Consider the following 20,806-nt stretch of genomic DNA (forward strand, 5'->3'; position numbering starts at 1 on the left):
GTGTCCTGAGTTTTTTATTTAGATTTTCACCTGTTTTCTATAGGCGTTAGGTGTTGTACCCATAAGTTTACGAAAGACGTTTGTGAAATGGCTTTGATTTTGAAAACCTACTTGCGGGTAGATTTGGTCTATCGCTTGTTCTGTTTTAGTTAATAACCTTTTCGCTTCCTCTATTCTGCAATTCATAACGTATTGGTGCGGCGAAAAACAAGTCGATTGTTTAAACAGACGTGAGAAATGATACATACTCATCCCCACTGCTGTCGCAATTTCAGCTAAGCCTAAATCTTTTTCTAAGTTTTGATTAATATATTCAATAGCTTGCCGCAACTTTAAACGCGAAAGTCCTTCTGGATGTTTAGTAATCTTTGAAGAAGATACAGAATAGTGTCTTAGCAGATGAATGCATAGAGTCGTTGCTAGAGATTCTATATACACACGACTACCCATACCATCTGATTCTAGTTCTGATTGTAGTGCTAGTCCAATTTGTTGAATCAACGGATCTGAATCAGCAAAATGTGGTATAATATCCGTGTATTGCATATCTATCAAATCATAACCAGCACGAGCAAACAAAGCTTTTTCCAAACTAAGCACTAAAAATTCAGCTTCTATCTCCCAGCTTAATTTGTGATAACTGCTTGCTGGAATAACGACAATGTCGCCATATTTAATACACTCATGCTGGACGTGTCCGTCCAACACCCGTTCTACGTTGATAGGCTGTTTTGTAAGACTTATACTGATGACGTGTTGTTGAGGAGTATGTTCTGGTGTCTCAAAAGGAGGCTGTTGATGATAGTCTAGGCGAAAATCATTCCAGTTAGCATGGTAACTGGTGATCAGGGGCGATCGCGGAAGAATTTGTGAATATGCATCTTCCTGAGCAAAATCAACACTTATGATTTTTTCTGTTCGCATCGCTTTCACCCCAGAAACGATTGCTTTTAAGGTACACCCGTATACTTGCTTTCTAATACAGCTTGGATGCTGTCTTTAAAAACAAAAGTTTAATGCTATAAATGTTAACACACTAATTAAAATATTAAGTGTTCAAACAGAATCTGCGACTTCTATGAGTTACTTAGTTATCTACGATGGGAATTGCAATCTCTGTGTCACAGGAGTGCAAATGCTGGAGACTCTTGATCAGGGACAACTTTTTCGCTACGTTGCTATGCAAGACGAGTCAACTCTCCAACAGTGGGGAATTACACCCGAAGATTGTGAGTTGGGTATGATTCTCATAGATGCAGATGCACCAGAAAGACGCTGGCAAGGCAGTGCAGCTGCTGAGGAAATTGGGCGATTGTTGCCTAATGGTAGTGTATTTGTAGATGCATATCGGGCTTTACCAGGGGTAAAGTGGGCGGGCGATCGCTTTTACGAACAAATCCGAGATCACCGTTACACTATCTTTGGCAAACGTTCTAGTACTTATGAATCGACCTATTGCATTGATGGTGGTTGCAAGGTTGCTAAAAATGATGCTTCCTGAAAACCAGCAAACTCCCGCCTTCATAATTATCAGATGGGAGGAGCAGAATTAAAAATCTCCAGTATCTGCCTACAAAAATCTTTAAGCTTTTCCCCCACCTGCACAGAAGGTACAGATGTTCCCACGAAACTCCAATTTTCTACTGTAGAAAGTCGCCACTGTTCACCAATATGGCTGAAACCAGCGACTTCTACGCCAATAGCACGACGTGAACCATTTAAATGGTCATGATAAAAACGGATTTGTATTAATATACTGCGGCTTTGCCATGATTTACTGATGCCAGGAAAGTGAAAGCCAATGTCTATAGAATCTGGATCGACTAACTCTCTGGTTTGCGGATCGTTTTTCCAAGGTTTGAGATCCGATCTGGCATCTGGAAACTCAGATTTGAATAAATTAACTACGGTAGCGATCTTGCTGGCAAATTCAAGGTTTGTTGCCATCTCAGCTGCGTTCACAAAAACACTCCTACGTTATTTCACCAGGCGTATGAGGGTGCTTGAATATTGAATGACTTAGTCTGGCTATTTTAAGCAATTTTACTCAAAATTTCAAGAAAAAAAGATCAAAAATATGCCTTTGACCGAAAATATTAAGTAAAGATAGAAAATTTTCCGCAAAATTCGTCATTAGTAGGAACGATGGGATACGCCAGCGATCTAAAATGACACTGATCATTGGTAAGTAAAATAAGTTTAGCTTATGCTGCGTCAACGCTCAATTTTGTCGCTCCTTCTAGGATTCTTAGCAATTTTTCTCATTAGTTGTGGCGGTCCTGGGGTCGCAACACCACCTCCAACATACACACCAGATCAATTGGTGAAAATTCAGGAATACGTTTCTGACATTCAGGGTGTAAAAGAACGCTCACGAGAACTCGAAAGGCTGATCCAAACCAAACAGTGGGTGAAAGTTGGAAACTTCACACATGGTCCGATGACAGAAGCAAGGCTGTCGATGAACTATGTTACATCCAATCTGCTACCCAAAGACCAATCAGCAGGACGTGAGTTAGTGCGTGATTTGTTGGATAAGCTCATAAAAATCGACCAAGCTGCTGAGGTTGGTAACACGAATGGTGCCTTGAATAGCTCAGTAGCTGCTTTTGCAGACATTGACAAATTCTTACAACTGGTTCCTCAAACAAGCAGTCCGTCAGAAGAAAGCTAAGCGTGATAGGGTGAAGAGGAAGATGGGGGAACAAAAGCACCAGGAGCAGGAAAGCAAGGAAAAGTTATCTTCCATATTCCGGCTTTCCCACAACTCCACTTCCTCACCTTCCCATCTTCTTTGTCTTCACTTGCAGAAACAATGAGTCATGTCGTTATCATCGGTTGCGGTGTGGTTGGGGCAGCAATTGCCTATGAACTTAGCAAAGTCAACGGGCTAAGAATCACAGTTGTTGACCAACAACCACCAGCACTTGCCTCTACAGGAGCAGCACTGGGTGTTTTAATGGGTATCATCAGCCAAAAAACCAAGGGGAAGGCTTGGCAGATGCGACAAACAAGCATACTCGGTTATGAAACTCTCATTCCTGAATTAGAAACCCTTACAGATCGTAAAATTGGCTACAACCGTCAGGGAATCCTTATGCTGCTACCTGAACCTTCTATGTCTTCTTTAGAAAAAGAAGATGGGGGAATCTCTGAATGGGAAAAGTTGCAAGAAATTCGCCAATCTCAAGGTTTTTCCCTAGAAATTTGGGATACTGATAAACTCAAGCAAGTTTGTCCCCATGTGAATAACGATCAGATTGTGGGGGCTGTTTACTCTCCGTGCGATCGCCAAGTTGATCCAACTTCCCTCACCTTAGCTCTCATTGACGCTGCAAAGCATAACGGTGTTGATTTCAAATTTGGTGTTCCGGTTTTGGGTATAGAACCCCAGCCGTTGTCTCCTTCTCAAGAAAGAGATTCTGAAAAATATTGCAACCAACTTCAGACGCCAGAGGGAAAAATGACTGCTGATTGGTTTGTTGTAGCGGCTGGGTTGGGTTCTTCTTTATTGAGTGCACAATTAAAGCAAATGGTTGATATTCGCCCTGTGCTAGGGCAAGCTTTGTGTGTTCGCTTAGGACATTGTCTTGGAAATCCTGACTTCCAGCCGGTGATTACAGGTGATGATGTCCATATTGTCCCCGTAGGTGGTGGGGATTACTGGATAGGTGCAACGGTTGAATTTCCGACCAATAAAAAAGATGAGGTCATAGCTGATAAAGAACTGCTGGAGTTGGTTAGAAAGCAGGCGATCGCCTTTTGCCCAGACTTAGCAACAGCGACAACTATCCGTACTTGGTCAGGGTTACGTCCTCGTCCTGAAGGACGTCCAGCACCAGTAATTGGTAAATTGCCTGGATATAGTAACATCTTGCTTGCTACTGGACATTATCGCAATGGGGTTTTACTTGCACCAGCGACAGCTTACGCAATTCGTGAGATGATTATTGCTAACTAATCATAATTAATAACCCAATCTTAATCTGACGATAAAAAGTCGTAGCGGGAGAAACAAAACCTACCTACGAGGCTTCCAATAAATCCACTTATATCAGGTTCGCTTAATTACTTAATAATAAAACGATCTCACCAGGTGCCCCTAGTCCCCACTATGTCCTCCGGACAAGCTACGCATGAACGTGGGGATCAGTGAGTTCCCCTCTCCTTAATAAGGAGAGGGGTGCCCGAAGGGCGGGGTGAGGTGAAACGTATCACAATTTCCAATATCAATAACAAACTTCTTTTTCTTTTTTTTTGTTCTTATTTCATTCGTACATTCAAATGTCAATAACAGAAAACAAAATTCAAGTCGGCTCGTTAGAATGGTTTTACCGGGAAGCAGTACCTACTGGTAGAAGTGAGTTACTTCCTGTCTTACTGCTACATGGTTTACCATCACAAAGTTATAGTTGGCGCAATATTATGCCAGCTTTGGCAAAGCAAGGAACAAGAGCAATAGCGCCTGATTGGATCGGCTTTGGTTTTTCTTCCAAACCAGACAAAAGAGATTTCGCTTACACACCTGATGCTTTTCTGACAGCTTTAGAAGGATTTCTAAAATCTATAGAACTTGAACGTTTTTCCTTAGTTGTGCAAGGCTTTTTAGGTTCTGTTGGTCTACAATATGCCTTGCGTCATCCAGAACAAATTGCCAATATAACCATACTTAACACACCAATTTCTACTCAGGCGAAGTTACCGTGGAAAATTCAACAAATGGGATTACCTTTTGCAGGTGACATGATTACTCAAGATCCACTGTTAGTTGACCGGACTCTAGAAGGTGGCTGTCGTTACGTCATTACAGAAGAACATTTAAATATTTATCGTAAACCCTTTTTGAAAAGTTCTGCTGCTGGAAGAAGTTTGTTAGCAACTATCCGTAATTTGCAGTTGCGCTCAGCAATGACGGAAATAGATAATGGTTTTAAGGAATTGCACCAAGAAATTTTAATTTTGTGGGGAATGATAGATCCTTGGCTACCTATAAATATAGCTCAATATTTTGTGAATTCCCTGGAAAAAGGGAGTTTGATTAAACTTAACAATGTTGGTCATTATCCTCAAGAACATTATCACGAAACAATTCTTGAAGACCTTTTGCCTTTTGTTCGTGTTAAAGATAGCAATTAATAATGATAGCAATTGGAATTCAAGAGTGACATCACTTTTATATCTTCTTAAGATTTCAAATTTTGTCGAGTGAGCATTTTATGCTCATCTGTTTTGCAATTCGTTAAATAACCAGAGTTAAGTTTCATAAATCAGATAGGATTTCTATAGCACCTTTACATTATTTATGTGTGCCAAAAATCCATTAATGGAGAAAAAGATTCATGGCTTATTCCTGGTTTAAGGCTTTTCACATTGTCGGTATAGTCGTTTGGTTTGCTGGTTTGTTCTACCTCGTGCGTCTTTTCATCTACCATGTTGAAGCCAACCAAGAACCGGAACCAGCGCGCACAATACTGAAAAATCAGTATCAGATAATGGAAAAGCGTCTGTACAATATCATCACAACTCCAGGGATGCTGGTAACAGTCGCAATGGCGATTGGTTTATTGAGTAGGGAACCAGATGTTCTCAAAGAAGGATGGTTACATGTAAAACTGGGATTTGTTGTCCTTTTACTTGGCTATCATCATTACTGTAAGCGTCTTATGAAGCAGTTAGCCCAAGACACGTGCAAATGGAACAGTCAGCAGTTGAGGGCGTTAAATGAAGCACCTACAGTTATGTTAGTGGTGATTGTATTGCTAGCTGTGTTCAAAAACAATCTACCTACAGATATCACAGCTTGGGGTATTGTCGGCATGATTATTGGGATGGCGGCGACTATTCAGCTTTACGCGAGAAAACGCCGCAAAGATAAGGAAAAGCTGACAACAGAAATGGTGCAGCAGCAAAGCAGCTAAATAAGCTTTGGTCTATATCTTAAACCCTCAGTTATACATACATACGCAGCCTGCCAAAGCAGGCTTTGTTTGTATGTTAGGAAACTACAGTATTATGCGACATACTTAAAAATACTTATCTCTTCTACTTTATTGAAATTTTATATAAATAACATAAAATTTCAGTTAAGCTTTTTTTGAAAAAAATTATTTTTGTTAGAGTCATGATTAGGCATCTATCTGCAGCTAGATAAAACTCTAAGGCTCTGGTTATTATTTTTTATAATTGCCATATTCTATACTGATTACTGTATTTACTTACGGAATATCCCCTAGGACGATATCTACTAAATGAAAATTATTTATTTTGGTAAAATTTTAACAATCTGGTTATTCGTAGAATTCTTACTGAGCCTAAGCTTATCTGCTCACGCTCAGGAAAAATTAGAAGCTAGAAGCACTACCTTACCACAACAGCTTATATCGCAGCAGAATTTTATACCACCAAGACAAGGGAAACCAAAAGATACCTCTGGTGCAGGTTCCCGCAGTAGACTTTGTGAAAATTGTGGAACATCTATAAATAGAGATGTAAACGCAGCAATCAATTTATCGCGTTTGGCTACAGCGTGAAAGCTTACAGAGGGATAACCGCTCCCATGCTCCCGATGAAGTAAGAAGTAAATGTCTAGTTTGTCTAGATTTTACATAGCAGAAATTGTACAACTAGATCTGCATCCCAAGAGTTGAAGTACTAATGTAAGCGTTGCTCTTGGCGAAGTATCTGCTCAATTAACGCCTGATTATCAGAACTTTCTGCTTGTTTGAGATATTCAAGGGCAATCTGTCCGACAGCAGGTTCCTCCCGTGAAATAGCAACTAACAACTCTACAGTTTGATAAAGTTGAGCTTTTTCTGATTGCCGATTCGTGACAATTGGCAGAGTCACAGCAGCAATCACAAGTCCAATCATCGCAGGAACAACAGGAATCCAGCAACCTTGTAAAAAGGCAAGGTAGGCAATTGCTATGAGTCCTCCCTCCGCAATAGCAACGGCAGTAATTATAGATTGAGGTGACTTTCTCTGCCAGGCTAACGCAGTTCCCACACTACACCAAAGCAAAATCCAAAGCCATTCCATTGGTTTAGATCGAACTGTTAGCAGGGGTCGCCCCTGTAGCGCAGCACTCAAAATCATGCTAGTAATATTGGCGTGAATCGTCACCCCTGCCATTTGTTTTGCAGAACCAACGTTCTGACTGCTTAGTGGTGTTTGAAACATATCGTTGACGCTTTCAGCGGTGGAGCCGATGAGGACAACGCGATCGCGCATCAACTCTAGTGGTATCTTATTAGCTAACAAATCTATGAGCGAGAACCTCTGAAACTGTTGCTCAGTACCATGAAAGTTGAGCAAAACTTGATAGCCTCCAGCATCAGCCTGGACATAGCCACCGTCATTGGGTTGAAAGGGAACAAGCACTGTTTTGCCGAGGTGAATTTGCTCGCGATGCTTGGTCTGAGGTTGAGGGGTGATACCTTCAGCTTCTAGATAGCGAAGTGCGAGCTGCAAACCAAGATTAAGGTGTAATGAAGAGTTTTCTAGTTTAACTGAAAGCAACGCCCGACGCAACTTGCCATCTCCATCTAAAACCTGATCAGCAAGACCAACCTGACCTAATTGGGCTAAAGTTGGTGGTGCAGCCACCTGACTACCCACTGCCTTTTCAATACCAATGAGATTCTCAGTTGTTTTATAAAGTTCTACTAATTCCTGATGACCAGGTTCTATCGGCAAATCTCGATACAAATCCAGCCCGATCGCTCTAGGTTTATAGCTTTTTATTTTGCGGATCGCTTGAGTTAACACCCGGTCTGTCAGAGGATATTGACCAATTTGCTTAATATCTGGCTCATCAATTGTAATTATAGTAATACGGGGGTCAACTGCTGCAGGAGGACGCGCCTGAAAAAAAGAATCTAGCATTGACCACTCCATCCCCTGTAGTAGTCCAGTAAAACGTAGAAGAATAACAAAACTGGCAACTCCCCCAGCAATGCATCCCATCCAGAATTTACTCAGACGTAGCTTTTGGGCTTTTCGTTTTGCGGCTTTGCGTGCGTTTGCCAATATTCGATTCGCTTGTTGGGCAGCAAGTACGGCAAATTGAGCTTTTTCTCGTTCAATTTGTCGTGCCTGTTTTTCTGCGGCTAAATCGGTTTCAACTTGTCGCTTTGCCAGTTCCTGACTGGCAGCGAGAAAGCGATAATCTAAGTCACTGAGCCTTTTATTTTTTGACCAAGCCAGTGCTTGCTGCAATGCAAGATCCACCAAAAGCTGGGACTCATCTTGCTGATTTGAAGCAATCCAAGCTTTAAAGCGTTGCGCGTAGGGACGCAAATTTTCCAATTTTAGAGCAACCCATTCTGAATTAAAGACTGTTTGATAGATTGGGTTTTTCACCCTCAAATATCCCTGCTCATTGACAACCAAACCTGACAAAAGAAGTTCAATCTGTTCTGGACTATCATCGGTTGGTACGTCTTCCCCAGCCAGAATTTGTTGATATATTCCCAAGCTACGCCCTGCAATTTGCTCATTAGCAAGCAGGCGATCGCTAATTGTCCGCAAATGTTCTGGCTCATCCTGAGATTCCCACTTGTGGATTATACGTGATTTCACAATACTTTCTACCCAAAATGCCTCAGTCCCAGGGAGAACGATCAGCGTCTGACTCACTGAATCTTGACTCGAACTTTGTACCAACAGACACAGTTTTTGCGTCAGAAAGGGTTGTCCTCCTGTCCAAGATAAAATTTCTTTGATAATTGTCTGAGCATTACCTTGCTCAACTGCTAATCCTTTTACCAATGGCTCCACTTCACCCATCGTAAAGCCGTGCAGTTCTATGGCTTTACCAATATTAAACGGAGTCCGCTTTGGATCTTGAATTAAATCTGATGGTGTTGTTACCCCAAAAATGACAAATGTGATGCGATTGTATTCTGGGTCGATTGCTCTGCGATTATAACAAAACCGAATGAAGGCAAAAAAGTCATCAACAGAAAAATCAAGGCTCTTGATGCTATCAACTTCATCAATGAAGATAAACAGTCTTTCTTCGGGAAATTGAACTAGCAGGACTTCAGAAATAAATCGGCTCAGCCTTTGGAGTACAGGGATATCCTCCTGCTCCCGCCACCAAGCTTTTAAGTTAAATTTCCCTAACAGCTTGAAACCTAGCCATAACTCAGCAACGACTCCCTTGTACCACTGCTCTGGGGTAATATTTTCACAACCAATGTTGGTCATATCCACAGTCGTGCATCTAAACCCATCTTGTTGTAGGCGATGCCGAGTTCTGACTAGAAGCGAGGACTTGCCCATTTGCCGAGAGTTGAGAACATAGCAAAATTCACCTTCTTTGAGAGCTTCATAGAGTTGCTTGTCAGCCTGTCGTTCTACATAGCTAGGAGCATTAATGGTTAGACTACCACCGACTTGATACGTGTAACGGTTCATTTGAGAATCTGAAGGTGTCGTAGACCGAAAATCTCAGCAGTCAATTATACTAAAGCGCACGCTTGACTTAATTGAATTATTATAATATGCCCAGAAAAAATGATTATTATTATTGGCGTCAAACTTGAATTAGATTTCAGTTCGGGTTTTCCTTTTCTATCTTCTGTGTACTTTGTTTGTCAAGTTAATCCTTGCTGGAGTGTATCTGTTCAGTTGTGTGCATAAGTCTCCCAGGTATTGTTGTAAAAAAAGGTAATCCCAAAGAGCTATAGCAGCGTTTTCGTTTCTAAAAATATGTGATCACAGATACTCTCTACAAGTCAATTCTTACTTGCCCGTAGAATATTTTCTCTTTTCAAAGCAATTGACACCATCAGATTTAGAACAAAAGATAAGGAGGAATACCAATCCTAAGTGTTTTAGGTATGTTGACGGAATTCTAATCAGAAACATAAACCAGCAAATCAACAGAGTCAATATGTATTTCGGGGTATATTCAGAGTCAATAGGTGAATGTCAGTAAAAAGGTATGCTGCTTGTTGGTACTGCTTTTGTCAGCTAGAGTTCTACATACTTTTCTTACCCTTGCGACTATTTATCAACGACGATGGGAAAGGCCTTTCTTTATGGGGATAATACCAAATCTCTATGACGTTGCACTTAATAAAGCAAACAGAATATCATCGGCTTGTGATGAAATGGAACTAAAAACTTTATATAACTTCTGCCTCAACTGAGAAGCGCGTTGGTGCAAAGTTCCCCATATGCCTAGAACCTCAAAAGTGAAGATAACAAGTCAAAAGCTTATCATCTAGGTCTTTCGCTGATTTAGAACGGTAGCTTTATTTTCGCGCTATGTGTACTAGAGCAAAGTCTTTAGTTCTCCAATTTAATGCGTCTTTGAGCATTGAATTGTATCATTTCACACATTTACTTACGGCAATTTATTGGTATTAATGACTTATGACTCAAATTCCTTAGCGAAAAGCTAGCAGATAAGTCATTTTTTATCGATAAAAAATTGACAGCTTGATTTGTGAGTACGTTACCTACTTTTCTTACTTTTCCCACTAATTTGATTTTCAAAGTAGTCATACAAGGTAGCAATTACCTAAAAAATAATCATCTATTATCAACGAAAAACTAAAACAAGTTGATTGCTAAGAAATATACAATGCTGTATGATAAATAACCAAGATTAGTACTTGCCAATAAATTGACATATGCTGTATGATGAGCAGAAACGCAACAAACTTTAATAAAATTCTTGGGAATATATCGTGCGAATGGTTTTCCAGTGATGTTATTCCGTCCTAAGAATCTAATCGAAAAACTAAATTTTAGCTCTTGTAGAGCTACTTTGAAAATGGCTTAACTGCTACTTTCAAAGTGACAAAAAAATAAGTGGTGAATTCTCCAGACATTCAGTTCGCAAGAATTGCTAGCTTATTCTCTACTAAGACTGACAAGAGGTTATGTTAAGCATATTCTCCTCTCACGGATTTTTGGAGAGGTTCTGATCACATACTCACTTGTTGGTTACTAACTAGCAATTTGATTTCAAGATTCAGATATCCTTGGTTTCGGTTGCATTTACATATAATATGTTCAAAAACTCGTCACAAAGCAGGCGTCGTTTTTTGTACATTGGTCTATCAAGTTTGGCAGGAGCTACTGCTCTGGCAGTGGTAAAAAACAGTAACCCAATGTACTTAAGTCATGCATTAGACAACCCAAAAAGAGATTTTCAAGTAGCGGGACTTGCTTCCTTAAGCAAGCGTGCTGCAGCCAAAGGATTAATTTATGGGGTAGCCTGTGGGCGAGATGTTCTTGCGTCAGACAAAAATTTACAGGCTAGCATTGTTCGGCAGTGCGGTGTTCTGACACCAGAAAACGAGCTCAAGTGGCAATTTGTGCGACCTCGTCCAGACGTGTTTGACTTTAGTAGAGCAGATTGGATAGCTGGATTTGCCCGGACTCACAATATGCTTTTTCGAGGACATGCTTTAGTCTGGCATGAGCAACTACCTGAGTGGTTCAAAGAAGTCGTTAACCGCCAAAATGCAGAAAAGTTTTTGGTTGAACATATTACAACTGTAACCAAACACTACGCTGGTAAAATACATTCTTGGGATGTGGTCAATGAGGCTATAAAACCAGATGATGGACTAAAATCAGGCTTACGACAAACTCCGTGGCTCAAGTTTCTAGGTCCAGATTACATAGAACTTGCGTATCGGGTTGCGGCGCAAGCTGATCCCAAAGCCATGTTGGTCTATAACGAGAATGGATTGGAGCATAATGCCCCTGAATATGAAGTTAAAAGAACTGCTGTTCTGAAACTACTAGAACGTCTGAAATCTAGAGGAACACCGATTCATGCTCTGGGTATTCAATCTCACTTGTTAGGTGACGCTTCCTTGAATCCCAAAAAGCTACGAAATTTTCTGTCTAACGTGGCGAGTCTTGGTCTAAAGATTATCATTAGCGAACTAGACGTCACAGACCAGAAATTACCTTCAGATACCGTTGTGCGCGATCGCATTGTAGCCGCTAAATACGAAGACTATCTTTCCGTAGTCCTAGATGAGCGAGCAGTGATTGCGGTCTTAACTTGGGGATTAAGCGACAAATACTCTTGGCTTTCAAAGTTTGGTTCCCGTTCAGATGGTGCGCCAGTACGTCCTTTGCCACTAGACTTAAACTTCAAATCCAAGTTGGCATGGAATGGGATAGCAAGAGCGTTTGATAAAGCCCCGAAACGTTGATCAAGCAGCTTTGTCGTGCATGGAAAAATGTGGGTGAGGATGAAGACTTGTGGAGTTTTCCTGACCAGAATCAAAATCCTTTTTGAACTTACCTTATCAGGGTAAGGCATTTGAGATATTTAAATGTCTGTTTGGATTTACACGTACTTACGGTCTAGAGATATGAGTATCAATAAAACCACTTCAACAATGTCGGAGGAAATATCTAAAATGCAAAAATTTGATGAGATTTCGTTACTCGGAACCAGATTTCATAAAATTAAAGTTAATGAACTGATCGACTACGCTGTCCAAGCAGCAAAACTTAAGAAGAAAACAATCATAGGTCATGTCAATACTCGGGCAATGAATTTTGCCTATGAACTGCCTTGGTATAGAGAGTTTCTCAACAAATCCGATTTAGTTTTCTGCGATGGATTTGGTGTTCTCTTAGGAGCAAAACTCTGTGGTGGTTGTGTTAATTCATCTCATCGCATGACCTGTCCAGATTATATAGAAGACTTTGCCAAAGCTTGCGAGCGCGAAAATGTTTCCTTATTCTTACTTGCTGGTGAGCCAGGAACCGTAGATCAAGCGATCGCCAAGCTAAAAGTGATTGCACCAAACTTAAGAGTGAACGGACATCACGGTTATTTTGACAAGTCTGGTGAGGAAAATGAATTTGTTATCCAACAAATCAATACATTCAAGCCAGATATCTTGTATATTGGCTTTGGAATGCCGTTACAAGAACGTTGGATTCTAAATAATTCAGAGAAAATAGACACAAAAGTTTTTCTCCCTCTTGGGGCATGTCTTGATTTTTATACTGGTACTGTCTCCAGAGGTCCGCGTTGGATGACTAGTAGCGGTCTAGAGTGGTTAACAAGATTAGTCACAGAACCAAAACGATTGTGGAAACGTTATGTGCTTGGCAATCCGTTGTTTTTCTATCGAGTCCTACAGCAACAGTTGACGAAATTGTTCAGAAGGCGTTCTCGAACCTCATCGCAATATTAAACTGATGCACGTACATATTACACTTTTTTTAAGGTTCTCAAGTATCAAGAGTCGATAGTACTCCAAATTTTGGATATTTGATGCTCTCAAAAAGAAATGTGCAAAATGTAACAGTTTAAAAGTTCTACCTAGCCAGGAAATTTATTTTGTAAAGTGCAAGTACAGGGGTCATAACAATCGTGGCATCTAAATCTTTATCAGTTACAGGGTTCAAGCCAGATTTAAGGTCAGCAAATGGCACCAGGATACAGAAAGGATTAACCAGCAAATTTCTGCGCGTCGGAACACTTAGTGTTTCAGATGTCATTTCTTTGGCACTAGCATGGAAGTTAGCAGTCATTCATGGCACTCCATTAGATTCGCCTTGGACACAAAAAGTATCTTTTTTACTACTGATTCTGGCAGTTGAAATAGGCGTGATTGCGACCAGAGGACTATACAAATCAGGTATCAATCGTCGTAACTATCTTGGTCTGATCAAAGCAGTCACACTGTCAGATCTTTTACTGTTGCTGATTGCCTTTCTCTACGAGCCAGATAGTTATATCTCGCGCTCAACTTTTCTACTTTTTTGGTTGTTATCTGTTGTTTTCGTCTGTACTGGTCGCTTTATCTGTGATGTAGGTACTAAACTACTTCGTAGCAAAGGAGCAATTCGCCATTCCGTTTTTCTGATTACAGATCCGGAAGACAAAGACAGCCATATTCGACTAATAGAGAAAGAAAATTGCTACACCGTACAAAAAATTGCTGATTCTAGCAGTTTGGATCTGATGAACCGAGAGACAACCTTTGAATATCTACGCACACAGGGCATAGAAGAGGCTTTTGTTTCTTGGAACGCCATCAAAAACCGTCTATATGTTTGCTGGCGTTTCCAAACAGCTGGCATTACCCTACGAATACTGCCAACTGAGGGTGAAGTTCGTCACCCCAAATCCATATTTTGGATGATTGGTGAAGTTCCTTGCATGACAATTCCGGCACCAATCATTGCAGGCAGCGATTTTTGGGTAAAGCGGAGTTTTGATCTTTGTTGTTCAACTATACTGTTACTTCTGTTATCTCCTGTTTATGTGGTGATAGCCACACTGATTAAGTTAGATTCTCCTGGACCAGTGTTCTTCCAGCAAAATCGAGTTGGTCTGCATAGTAAGAGTTTCAAGATTTGGAAGTTCCGCACAATGGTTGCTAATGCAGAAAAGTTGCAGGCAAAGCTAGAAGCAAAGAATGAAATCAAGGATGGGGTTCTTTTCAAGATGAAAGACGACCCTCGTATCACACGCCTAGGCAAATTTCTGCGCCGTTACAGTCTAGACGAATTGCCCCAACTGTTTAATGTTCTCCTTGGAGAGATGAGTCTAGTTGGTCCTCGTCCTCTCCCTATGCGGGATGTAGAAAAATTCAAAACAAAGCACTTTATTCGACAAGAAGTTTTACCCGGTATTACAGGATTGTGGCAGGTGTCTGGTCGATCAGATATCGATAATTTTGAAGATGGGGTGAAACTAGATATCTCTTACATAGAAAATTGGTCTGTATGGCTGGATCTGCAAATTTTGCTGAAAACTGTCAAGGTTGTCTTTAGTAAGGCAGGTGCCTACTAGGTAACTCAGTTATCTACCGCCACCAAAGCATCAGCTTGGTGGCGGCTTTAAGTCTGATCAAACCGGAATGTTGAGAAACCAGTAGGATATGGCTAAGAATATTGATACATCACCGACATCAGGGAAAAAAGTGAAATTTGAATGTTTGAGTGATTGCCTAGAGTATAGTGCAGGGCAATAGTGGTTGATACTTAAAGATTTATAGTCATTAATTTGAATGTTGTTTCTGAAAGTATTGCCTAAAACATACTTTTCTGACTTTTCCCACTTGATGAGCTACACAGTAAACTTTACAATATCTTTAAAGAAGTTTCTCTAATTCTACTTGAAAATACGGAAAAATAAAGCTATGATTTAGCATGAATATTGTGCCAACTTAACACTTCCGCGTCAAAATCGATAGCAATACTCAAATTATTCACGAAACAATTGCTAATATTTAAGGACAAAAACGATCAGTTTTGTCTTTGTATGAGAAACCGATAGAAATCATTTTCGATGAGTGGCAAAGATAGCCTATACTATAAAGCTAATGTATTTATATCAAATTCATTATTGGCTCCAACTTCGTACTAAACTGTGATTAGGGAACTTCTATGGAGACTAGAGGCTATCAAGAAGAAGTAGAGATTCAAAAATACTGGCTGGTTTTGAAACGCCGTTGGCCAATTGTGGTAGGAGTCCTTCTCGCTTCGATAGGATTCTCGTCGTTTCTTATATTCCTTCAAAAACCTGAATATCAGGCGAGTGGGATGCTTCTTTTTAAATCAGACAGAACCTCGTCGCTGACAAAAGTGGGAGAAAAGATCGGTGATCTTGAATCCTTAATGCGTGAGGGTAATCCCCTTGAAACACAAGCTGTAATTTTGAAATCAGAGCCAATTTTAAAGGAGGTTATTGATACTCTAGGATTAAAAGATAAAAAAGGAAACGCCCTTGATCCGGAGTCGCTGAGAATCAAGGTTGAACCAATTGTAGGTACAGATGTACTGAAGGTTTCCTACACTTCAGAAAATCCGGCATTGACAGCATCAGTGGTCAATCAGGTGATGAAATCATACGTAGCAAAGAATATTCAGTTCAATAGAACTCAAGTGGTTGCTGCGGGTGAATTTATCAAAAAGCAACTGCCAGAGGCTCAAAGAGAATTAAACCAGGCAGCAGAGGGATTACGTGAGTTTAAAACTCGGAATAAGATTATCGAGCTTCCAGAAGAGGCAAGTGCCGCTGTTCAAAATGTGGCTCAGATAGATGAGGAAATCAACCGAGCTCGGGCGGCGCTAGCAGATACGAGTGCTCAGGAAGAAAAAATCCGCAGTCAACTGAATTTGGCAGGCTCTCAGGCTGTAGAAATTACCTCCATAAGTCAGATACCTGGTGTACAAGAAGTCTTAACTGAGTTACAGAAGGTACAAACTAAGCTAGCAAATGAAAAAGCACGCTACACCAGTAAGCATCCAGCTATCACTGAGCTAGAAAATAAAGAAGTAACTTTAAATGCTTTATTACAACAGCGGGTTGAACAGGTTTTAGGACCATCTGGAGTTAAGCAAGTTTTAGGAACTCAACAAAACGTTGCTCCTGCTAAGTTGCAGATAGGAAGAATAAAGGAAAATCTGACGACTCAATATGCACTCATACAAGCGCAACGCCAGGGTCTGGAAAACAAGCTACAAGCATTGTCTAATATCCGAGGAACTTATAAGCAGAAACTTTCTGCCCTACCAAATTTAGAGAAAAAACAAGGAGATTTAGAACGAAGGCTGTCTATCGCGCAAAAGAACTACGAAAATCTTGTGACCAGACTACAGGACATCGAAGTAGCAGAAAAGCAAACTGTTGGCAATGCAAAAGAAATTCAACTTGCTCAGGTTCCTAAAAAACCATCTGTCTCGAAAATAACATTCCTTTTAGGAGGAGGCAGTGTATTTGTCGGGTTATTACTGGGTACAGCAGCAGCATTCTTTGTAGACTTAATAGATAGAACCTTAAAAACGGTTAAGGAAGCAGAGACATTTTTTGGTTACACTTTGCTGGGACTAATTCCTAAGTTTGAATCGAAGAAGACATCCGCTCCTGTTAACTTGATGTCAGACAAAGCCTCTGCTCGAATTATTGTCGCAACCTCTCCTCGCTCGGTGGTTCATGAAGCTTATCAAATGCTCCAGGCAAACCTAAAGTTCATTAGCCATAGGAAAGTTCGCACAATTGTAGTAACGAGTTCTGTACCTGGTGAAGGGAAGTCAGAAGTTTCTGCCAATTTAGCTGCAGTATTGGCTCAGGCGGGACGGCGAGTTCTCCTAGTCGATGCAGATATGCGTAAACCATCGCAACATCACCTGTGGGGTCTGGTAAACTCAGTCGGTTTAAGCAACGTGATTGTTGGTCAAGATCAACTTCCGCAAACTGTGCAAACAGTGACAAAAGAGTTATCGATCCTCACAGCTGGAGTGCAACCTCCTAATCCCCTTGGGTTGATTGACTCAGATAGGATGGCGACTCTGATTGAAACGTTCTGCGATCGCTACGATTACATCGTATTTGATACTCCTCCTTTAGCTGGGACTGCTGATGCAGCAGTTTTAGGAAAAATGGCAGATGGAGTTTTGCTAGTCGCTCGACCAGGTGTTGTGGATTCAGCAAGCGCCACAGCCGCAAAATCCTTGCTGGAACGTTCTGAAGCTAGGATTCTGGGAATGATTGCCAACGCTGTAAACTTGAAGCAGGAATCTGCCAATCACTTTTACTATTCTAATGTTAGAGGAGGTCAGGATGTTGTAGAAACTGCAAAGGGGAATGAACAATGGGTGTACAAATAAACCTGACGGTCAATACAGACCAAGCAGAATCTCCTATAGGTCTTTGGCAACTGATTCAGGAAGACTGGATTGCCCACGGACGTGATTGGACTAAGCCTGGATTTCGAGCAGTGGTAGTTCACCGTTTTGGAGTTTGGCGGATGAAGATTAAACCACTACTTTTGCGAGCGCCTTTGAGCATTCTCTATCGAATGCTGTTTCGCAAGGTTCGGAATCATTACGGAATAGAACTACCCTACTCTGTGGAACTTGGTCGTCGCGTCATTGTTGAACATCAAGGAGCAATAGTCATTCACGGAGACTGCTCTATTGGAGATGAGTGTATTATTCGCCAAGGAGTTACTTTAGGCAACCGTTACCTGGATCGCCCGCTTGATGCACCGAAATTGGGTAAACATGTCAATGTCGGTGCTGGTGCAAAAATCTTTGGCAACGTCACTATTGGAGATAACGCAAGTATCGGTGCTAATGCCGTGGTTCTGTGCGATGTTCCCGCCGGAGCAACAGCAGTTGGGATACCTGCAAGAATCATCCATTCTGAAAAAGTTGGCAATTCACATCTTTGAGGTAACAATGCCATGTCAATGAGCCAATTCATGGCTTCGTTTACTGATATTGTTCTGTTAGTAAGCGCTAGTGGTCTATTTATTGTCTGCGTATTTTTTTTGATTGAATGTACTGCGGCTCTATTGCCAATCACTTCTTGTATTAATAAAGACAATTGCCCAGATTTGAAAGTGGCTGTCTTGGTTCCTGCACACAATGAAGAGATTGTTATCGGTTCAACAATAGAAAAACTGCTCCCAACCTTAAACAGACAGGACAGTTTGGTTGTTGTTGCGGACAATTGTAGCGACACAACAGCAGAAATTGCTCGTGCCAAAGGTGCTACAGTGATTGAGCGTCAAGACCTTGATCGCAAAGGCAAGGGATATGCCTTAGATTACGGTCTACAGTTTCTTGAGTCGGCTCCTCCTGATGTAGTTGTGATTGTTGATGCTGACTGTACAGTCCATCCAGATGCGATTTCGCTGTTGAGTCAGTATGCGATCGCCATGAACGCACCTGTCCAAGCGACCTACTTGATGAGCAGACCAAAAAACTCGCAGTCATCAAAAGACTTTGTTTCACAGTTTTCTAACATCGTCAGGAATTTAGTTCGTCCCCTTGGATTAGCCAGACTTAGACAGTCCTGCCCATTGCTTGGCACAGGTATGGCTTTCCCTTGGACAGTGATTCGTTCAGTTAATGTAGCCAACTCTCACCTCCTTGAAGACTTAAAACTAGGCTTGGATCTGACTTTAGCTGGATACAGACCAGTATTTTGCCAATCGGCAAAAGTCACTGGATATTTGCCACAGCAGTCGCAGGCTGCCAAAAGTCAGAGAACTCGTTGGGATCATGGTCATTTACAAATTATGCAGACCTATGTCCCCATCTTGCTTAAACAAGCAGTCTTTCAAAAAAGGTTCGACTTGTTGGTGAGCGTTTTAGATTTATGTGTGCCACCTTTATCCCTGCTTGTTGTTATTTGGTTAGTGCTCATGGCACTTTCTTTGGTTTTTGGGGTTTTAGGAGCATCATTGATGCCAGCAGTTATCATTGCCACAGCGGGACTTTGTTTCCTCATTGCAATTCTAACAGCTTGGACTAAGTTCGCTCGACAAGATCTTCCTCTGCGCGAACTTTTAACTGTTCCTTTTTACATTCTCTGGAAAATTCCAGTTTATTTCAAGTTTTTAGTCAAGCCTCAAAGCGTGTGGGTTCGTACCGAAAGGGACTCAGTTAACGCAAGTGATTCTTAGTTGAGATATTATACAAAACGTTGAGATTAAAAACGTTATGAATAAAATTCAACAGAATAGTCTTTTGTTAGTAAACTCAGTTCCGCTTAGGGAAGTAGACGGTCAATTGGGGTTGGATGATCAAACCTGCGCGGGTTTAGTTCGCTGGGCAGAAAACTTTAAGCGACTTGTGATCGCTGGTCCTGCCTTACCAGAACACATCGCTGTACAACAACAAAATTCTTCAACTGCTGGCACAAAATGGCAAGCAGTGAAAGATTTGCCGTGTGCAGACCAACTGGAATTAGTGCCACTACCGTACGCATATAAATTGCGAGACTTTACAAAGGTATATGCAAAGACACGCGAATTATTGAACGAAAAGATACAGCAAAACCAGTATCTTTGTTTCGTCATCGCTCGACCTATTGGAGATTGGGGAGGAATCGCTGCTTTAGAAGCCATAAAGCTTAGACGACCTTACACTGCGTGGTTGGATCGCGTTGAGTATGAGGTCATCAGTCGAATGTTGCAAAGTTTGCCTCTCAAGAGCCGCATTAAAGAGTCTTTGCACCTACCATTGATGAAACGCTATCAACGATACTTGATTCGTCAAAGCAGCCTAGGACTTTTTCAAGGGCAAGATTGCTATCAAGCATATTCACCTTTTTGCAAACAGCCCCATTGTATTTATGATGTTCATACAAAAAAGTCTGATCAAATTGACGAACCAAGCATAGACCTCAAAATCAAGTCACTCTTGTCTAATGAACCTTTACGGATTTGCTATGTAGGACGAGCAGCAGACATGAAAGGACCACTCGATTGGCTGCGGGTCGTGGATCGGATTTGTAAAGCTGGTGTTGATGTCAAAGCAACTTGGGTTGGAGATGGACCACTTCTTTTGAAGATGAAGTCGTTAACTCAAGAGTTGGGCATTGCTGACCGTGTTAATTTAGTTGGGTTTGTTGATGACCAAAGCAAAATTTTGCAGACGATGAGAGAAAATCACATCTTTCTTTTCTGCCATAAAACACCAGAATCACCTCGGTGTCTGGTTGAATCAATAGTTTCTGGTTGTCCTATTGTTGGTTATGAAAGCTCCTATTCCCAAGATCTGGTGTCTCAATATGGAGGTGGTGCATTTGTCCCAATGAACGACTGGCAAAAACTGGCTGACTTAGTTGTTGAACTGAATTGCGATCGACCAAAATTAAGTAAGTTGATTCGAGAAGCTGCATTATCTGGTCAGTTTTTTGATGAAGAAACCGTTTATCAGGAGCGAAGTGATCTAATTAAGAAATATTTAACATGATTCACTTTTTAAAAGTTTAAGTAGCTGACATGTTTTAGGGTGACGTGTACTTAGTATGAAAAAAATCAATAAAACTATAAGTATACTAATATAC

16 protein-coding genes are annotated in these 20,806 nt (G+C 41.0%); 13 read left to right on the plus strand and 3 right to left on the minus strand.

Annotated features, from left to right (window positions below; all coding sequences use genetic code 11):
* Positions 1-18: 18 nt before the first annotated feature.
* Entirely contained in the window at positions 19-924 is a 906-nt protein-coding gene (locus tag DP116_RS01895; protein ID WP_169153558.1) for an AraC family transcriptional regulator, read from the minus strand.
* Between the two features lie 154 nt (positions 925-1,078).
* Between DP116_RS01895 and DP116_RS01900 the strand changes: the two genes are divergently transcribed.
* Entirely contained in the window at positions 1,079-1,501 is a 423-nt protein-coding gene (locus DP116_RS01900) for a thiol-disulfide oxidoreductase DCC family protein (RefSeq protein ID WP_169153559.1), read from the plus strand.
* A 29-nt stretch (positions 1,502-1,530) separates the two neighbouring features.
* On the opposite strand, the gene DP116_RS01905 is transcribed toward DP116_RS01900, so the two are convergent.
* Complete coding sequence (locus DP116_RS01905) at positions 1,531-1,962, minus strand: Tery_1686 family protein (protein ID WP_169153560.1); 432 nt, start codon at positions 1,960-1,962, stop codon at positions 1,531-1,533.
* 244 nt (positions 1,963-2,206) lie between these two features.
* Here DP116_RS01905 and psbQ point away from each other — a divergent pair, with 244 nt between their 5' ends.
* The 5 genes from psbQ to DP116_RS01930 all read left to right on the plus strand — a co-directional run bounded on the left by psbQ (position 2,207) and on the right by DP116_RS01930 (position 6,530).
* Positions 2,207-2,674, plus strand: coding sequence for a photosystem II protein PsbQ (psbQ, locus tag DP116_RS01910; RefSeq protein WP_169153561.1), 468 nt, complete (start codon positions 2,207-2,209; stop codon positions 2,672-2,674).
* Positions 2,675-2,815: 141 nt separating this feature from the next.
* Positions 2,816-3,961, plus strand: coding sequence for an NAD(P)/FAD-dependent oxidoreductase (locus tag DP116_RS01915; RefSeq protein WP_169153562.1), 1,146 nt, complete (start codon positions 2,816-2,818; stop codon positions 3,959-3,961).
* A gap of 323 nt (positions 3,962-4,284) precedes the next feature.
* Positions 4,285-5,136 (plus strand): alpha/beta fold hydrolase, encoded by an 852-nt coding sequence (locus DP116_RS01920; protein WP_169153563.1) that lies wholly within the window; start codon positions 4,285-4,287, stop codon positions 5,134-5,136.
* A gap of 203 nt (positions 5,137-5,339) precedes the next feature.
* On the plus strand, positions 5,340-5,918 hold the full coding sequence (hemJ, locus tag DP116_RS01925) for a protoporphyrinogen oxidase HemJ (RefSeq protein ID WP_169153564.1): 579 nt from the start codon (positions 5,340-5,342) through the stop codon (positions 5,916-5,918).
* A gap of 330 nt (positions 5,919-6,248) precedes the next feature.
* Positions 6,249-6,530: a zinc ribbon domain-containing protein gene (locus DP116_RS01930; RefSeq protein WP_169153565.1), complete on the plus strand. Its 282-nt coding sequence runs from the start codon at positions 6,249-6,251 to the stop codon at positions 6,528-6,530.
* Positions 6,531-6,651: 121 nt separating this feature from the next.
* Here DP116_RS01930 and DP116_RS01935 read toward each other — a convergent pair whose 3' ends face one another.
* Positions 6,652-9,420 (minus strand): CHASE2 domain-containing protein, encoded by a 2,769-nt coding sequence (locus DP116_RS01935; protein ID WP_169153566.1) that lies wholly within the window; start codon positions 9,418-9,420, stop codon positions 6,652-6,654.
* Between the two features lie 1,604 nt (positions 9,421-11,024).
* On the opposite strand from DP116_RS01935, the gene DP116_RS01940 reads away from it, so the two are divergent.
* From DP116_RS01940 to DP116_RS01970, 7 genes are all read left to right on the plus strand, one after another.
* The gene (locus DP116_RS01940) at positions 11,025-12,188 is read left to right on the plus strand and encodes an endo-1,4-beta-xylanase (protein WP_169153567.1); all 1,164 of its coding nucleotides are present in this window, start codon (positions 11,025-11,027) and stop codon (positions 12,186-12,188) included.
* Positions 12,189-12,398: 210 nt separating this feature from the next.
* A complete protein-coding gene (locus DP116_RS01945) occupies positions 12,399-13,187 on the plus strand; it encodes a WecB/TagA/CpsF family glycosyltransferase (protein ID WP_169153568.1) in 789 nt (262 codons plus the stop codon).
* Positions 13,188-13,366: 179 nt separating this feature from the next.
* Positions 13,367-14,794 (plus strand): exopolysaccharide biosynthesis polyprenyl glycosylphosphotransferase, encoded by a 1,428-nt coding sequence (locus tag DP116_RS01950; RefSeq protein WP_169153569.1) that lies wholly within the window; start codon positions 13,367-13,369, stop codon positions 14,792-14,794.
* A 596-nt stretch (positions 14,795-15,390) separates the two neighbouring features.
* Positions 15,391-17,613: a GumC family protein gene (locus DP116_RS01955; protein ID WP_169153570.1), complete on the plus strand. Its 2,223-nt coding sequence runs from the start codon at positions 15,391-15,393 to the stop codon at positions 17,611-17,613.
* On the plus strand, positions 17,598-18,179 hold the full coding sequence (locus DP116_RS01960) for a serine O-acetyltransferase (protein WP_169153571.1): 582 nt from the start codon (positions 17,598-17,600) through the stop codon (positions 18,177-18,179). Before DP116_RS01955 ends, DP116_RS01960 begins: the two co-directional genes overlap by 16 nt.
* A 12-nt stretch (positions 18,180-18,191) precedes the next feature.
* Positions 18,192-19,418, plus strand: a complete 1,227-nt coding sequence (locus DP116_RS01965) for a glycosyltransferase family 2 protein (protein WP_169153572.1) — start codon at positions 18,192-18,194, stop codon at positions 19,416-19,418.
* Positions 19,419-19,455: 37 nt separating this feature from the next.
* Entirely contained in the window at positions 19,456-20,712 is a 1,257-nt protein-coding gene (locus DP116_RS01970; protein WP_169153573.1) for a glycosyltransferase, read from the plus strand.
* The last annotated feature ends 94 nt before the right edge of the window (positions 20,713-20,806 follow it).

The sequence above is a fragment of the Brasilonema bromeliae SPC951 genome, from assembly GCF_012912135.1.
GTDB lineage: Bacteria > Cyanobacteriota > Cyanobacteriia > Cyanobacteriales > Nostocaceae > Brasilonema > Brasilonema bromeliae.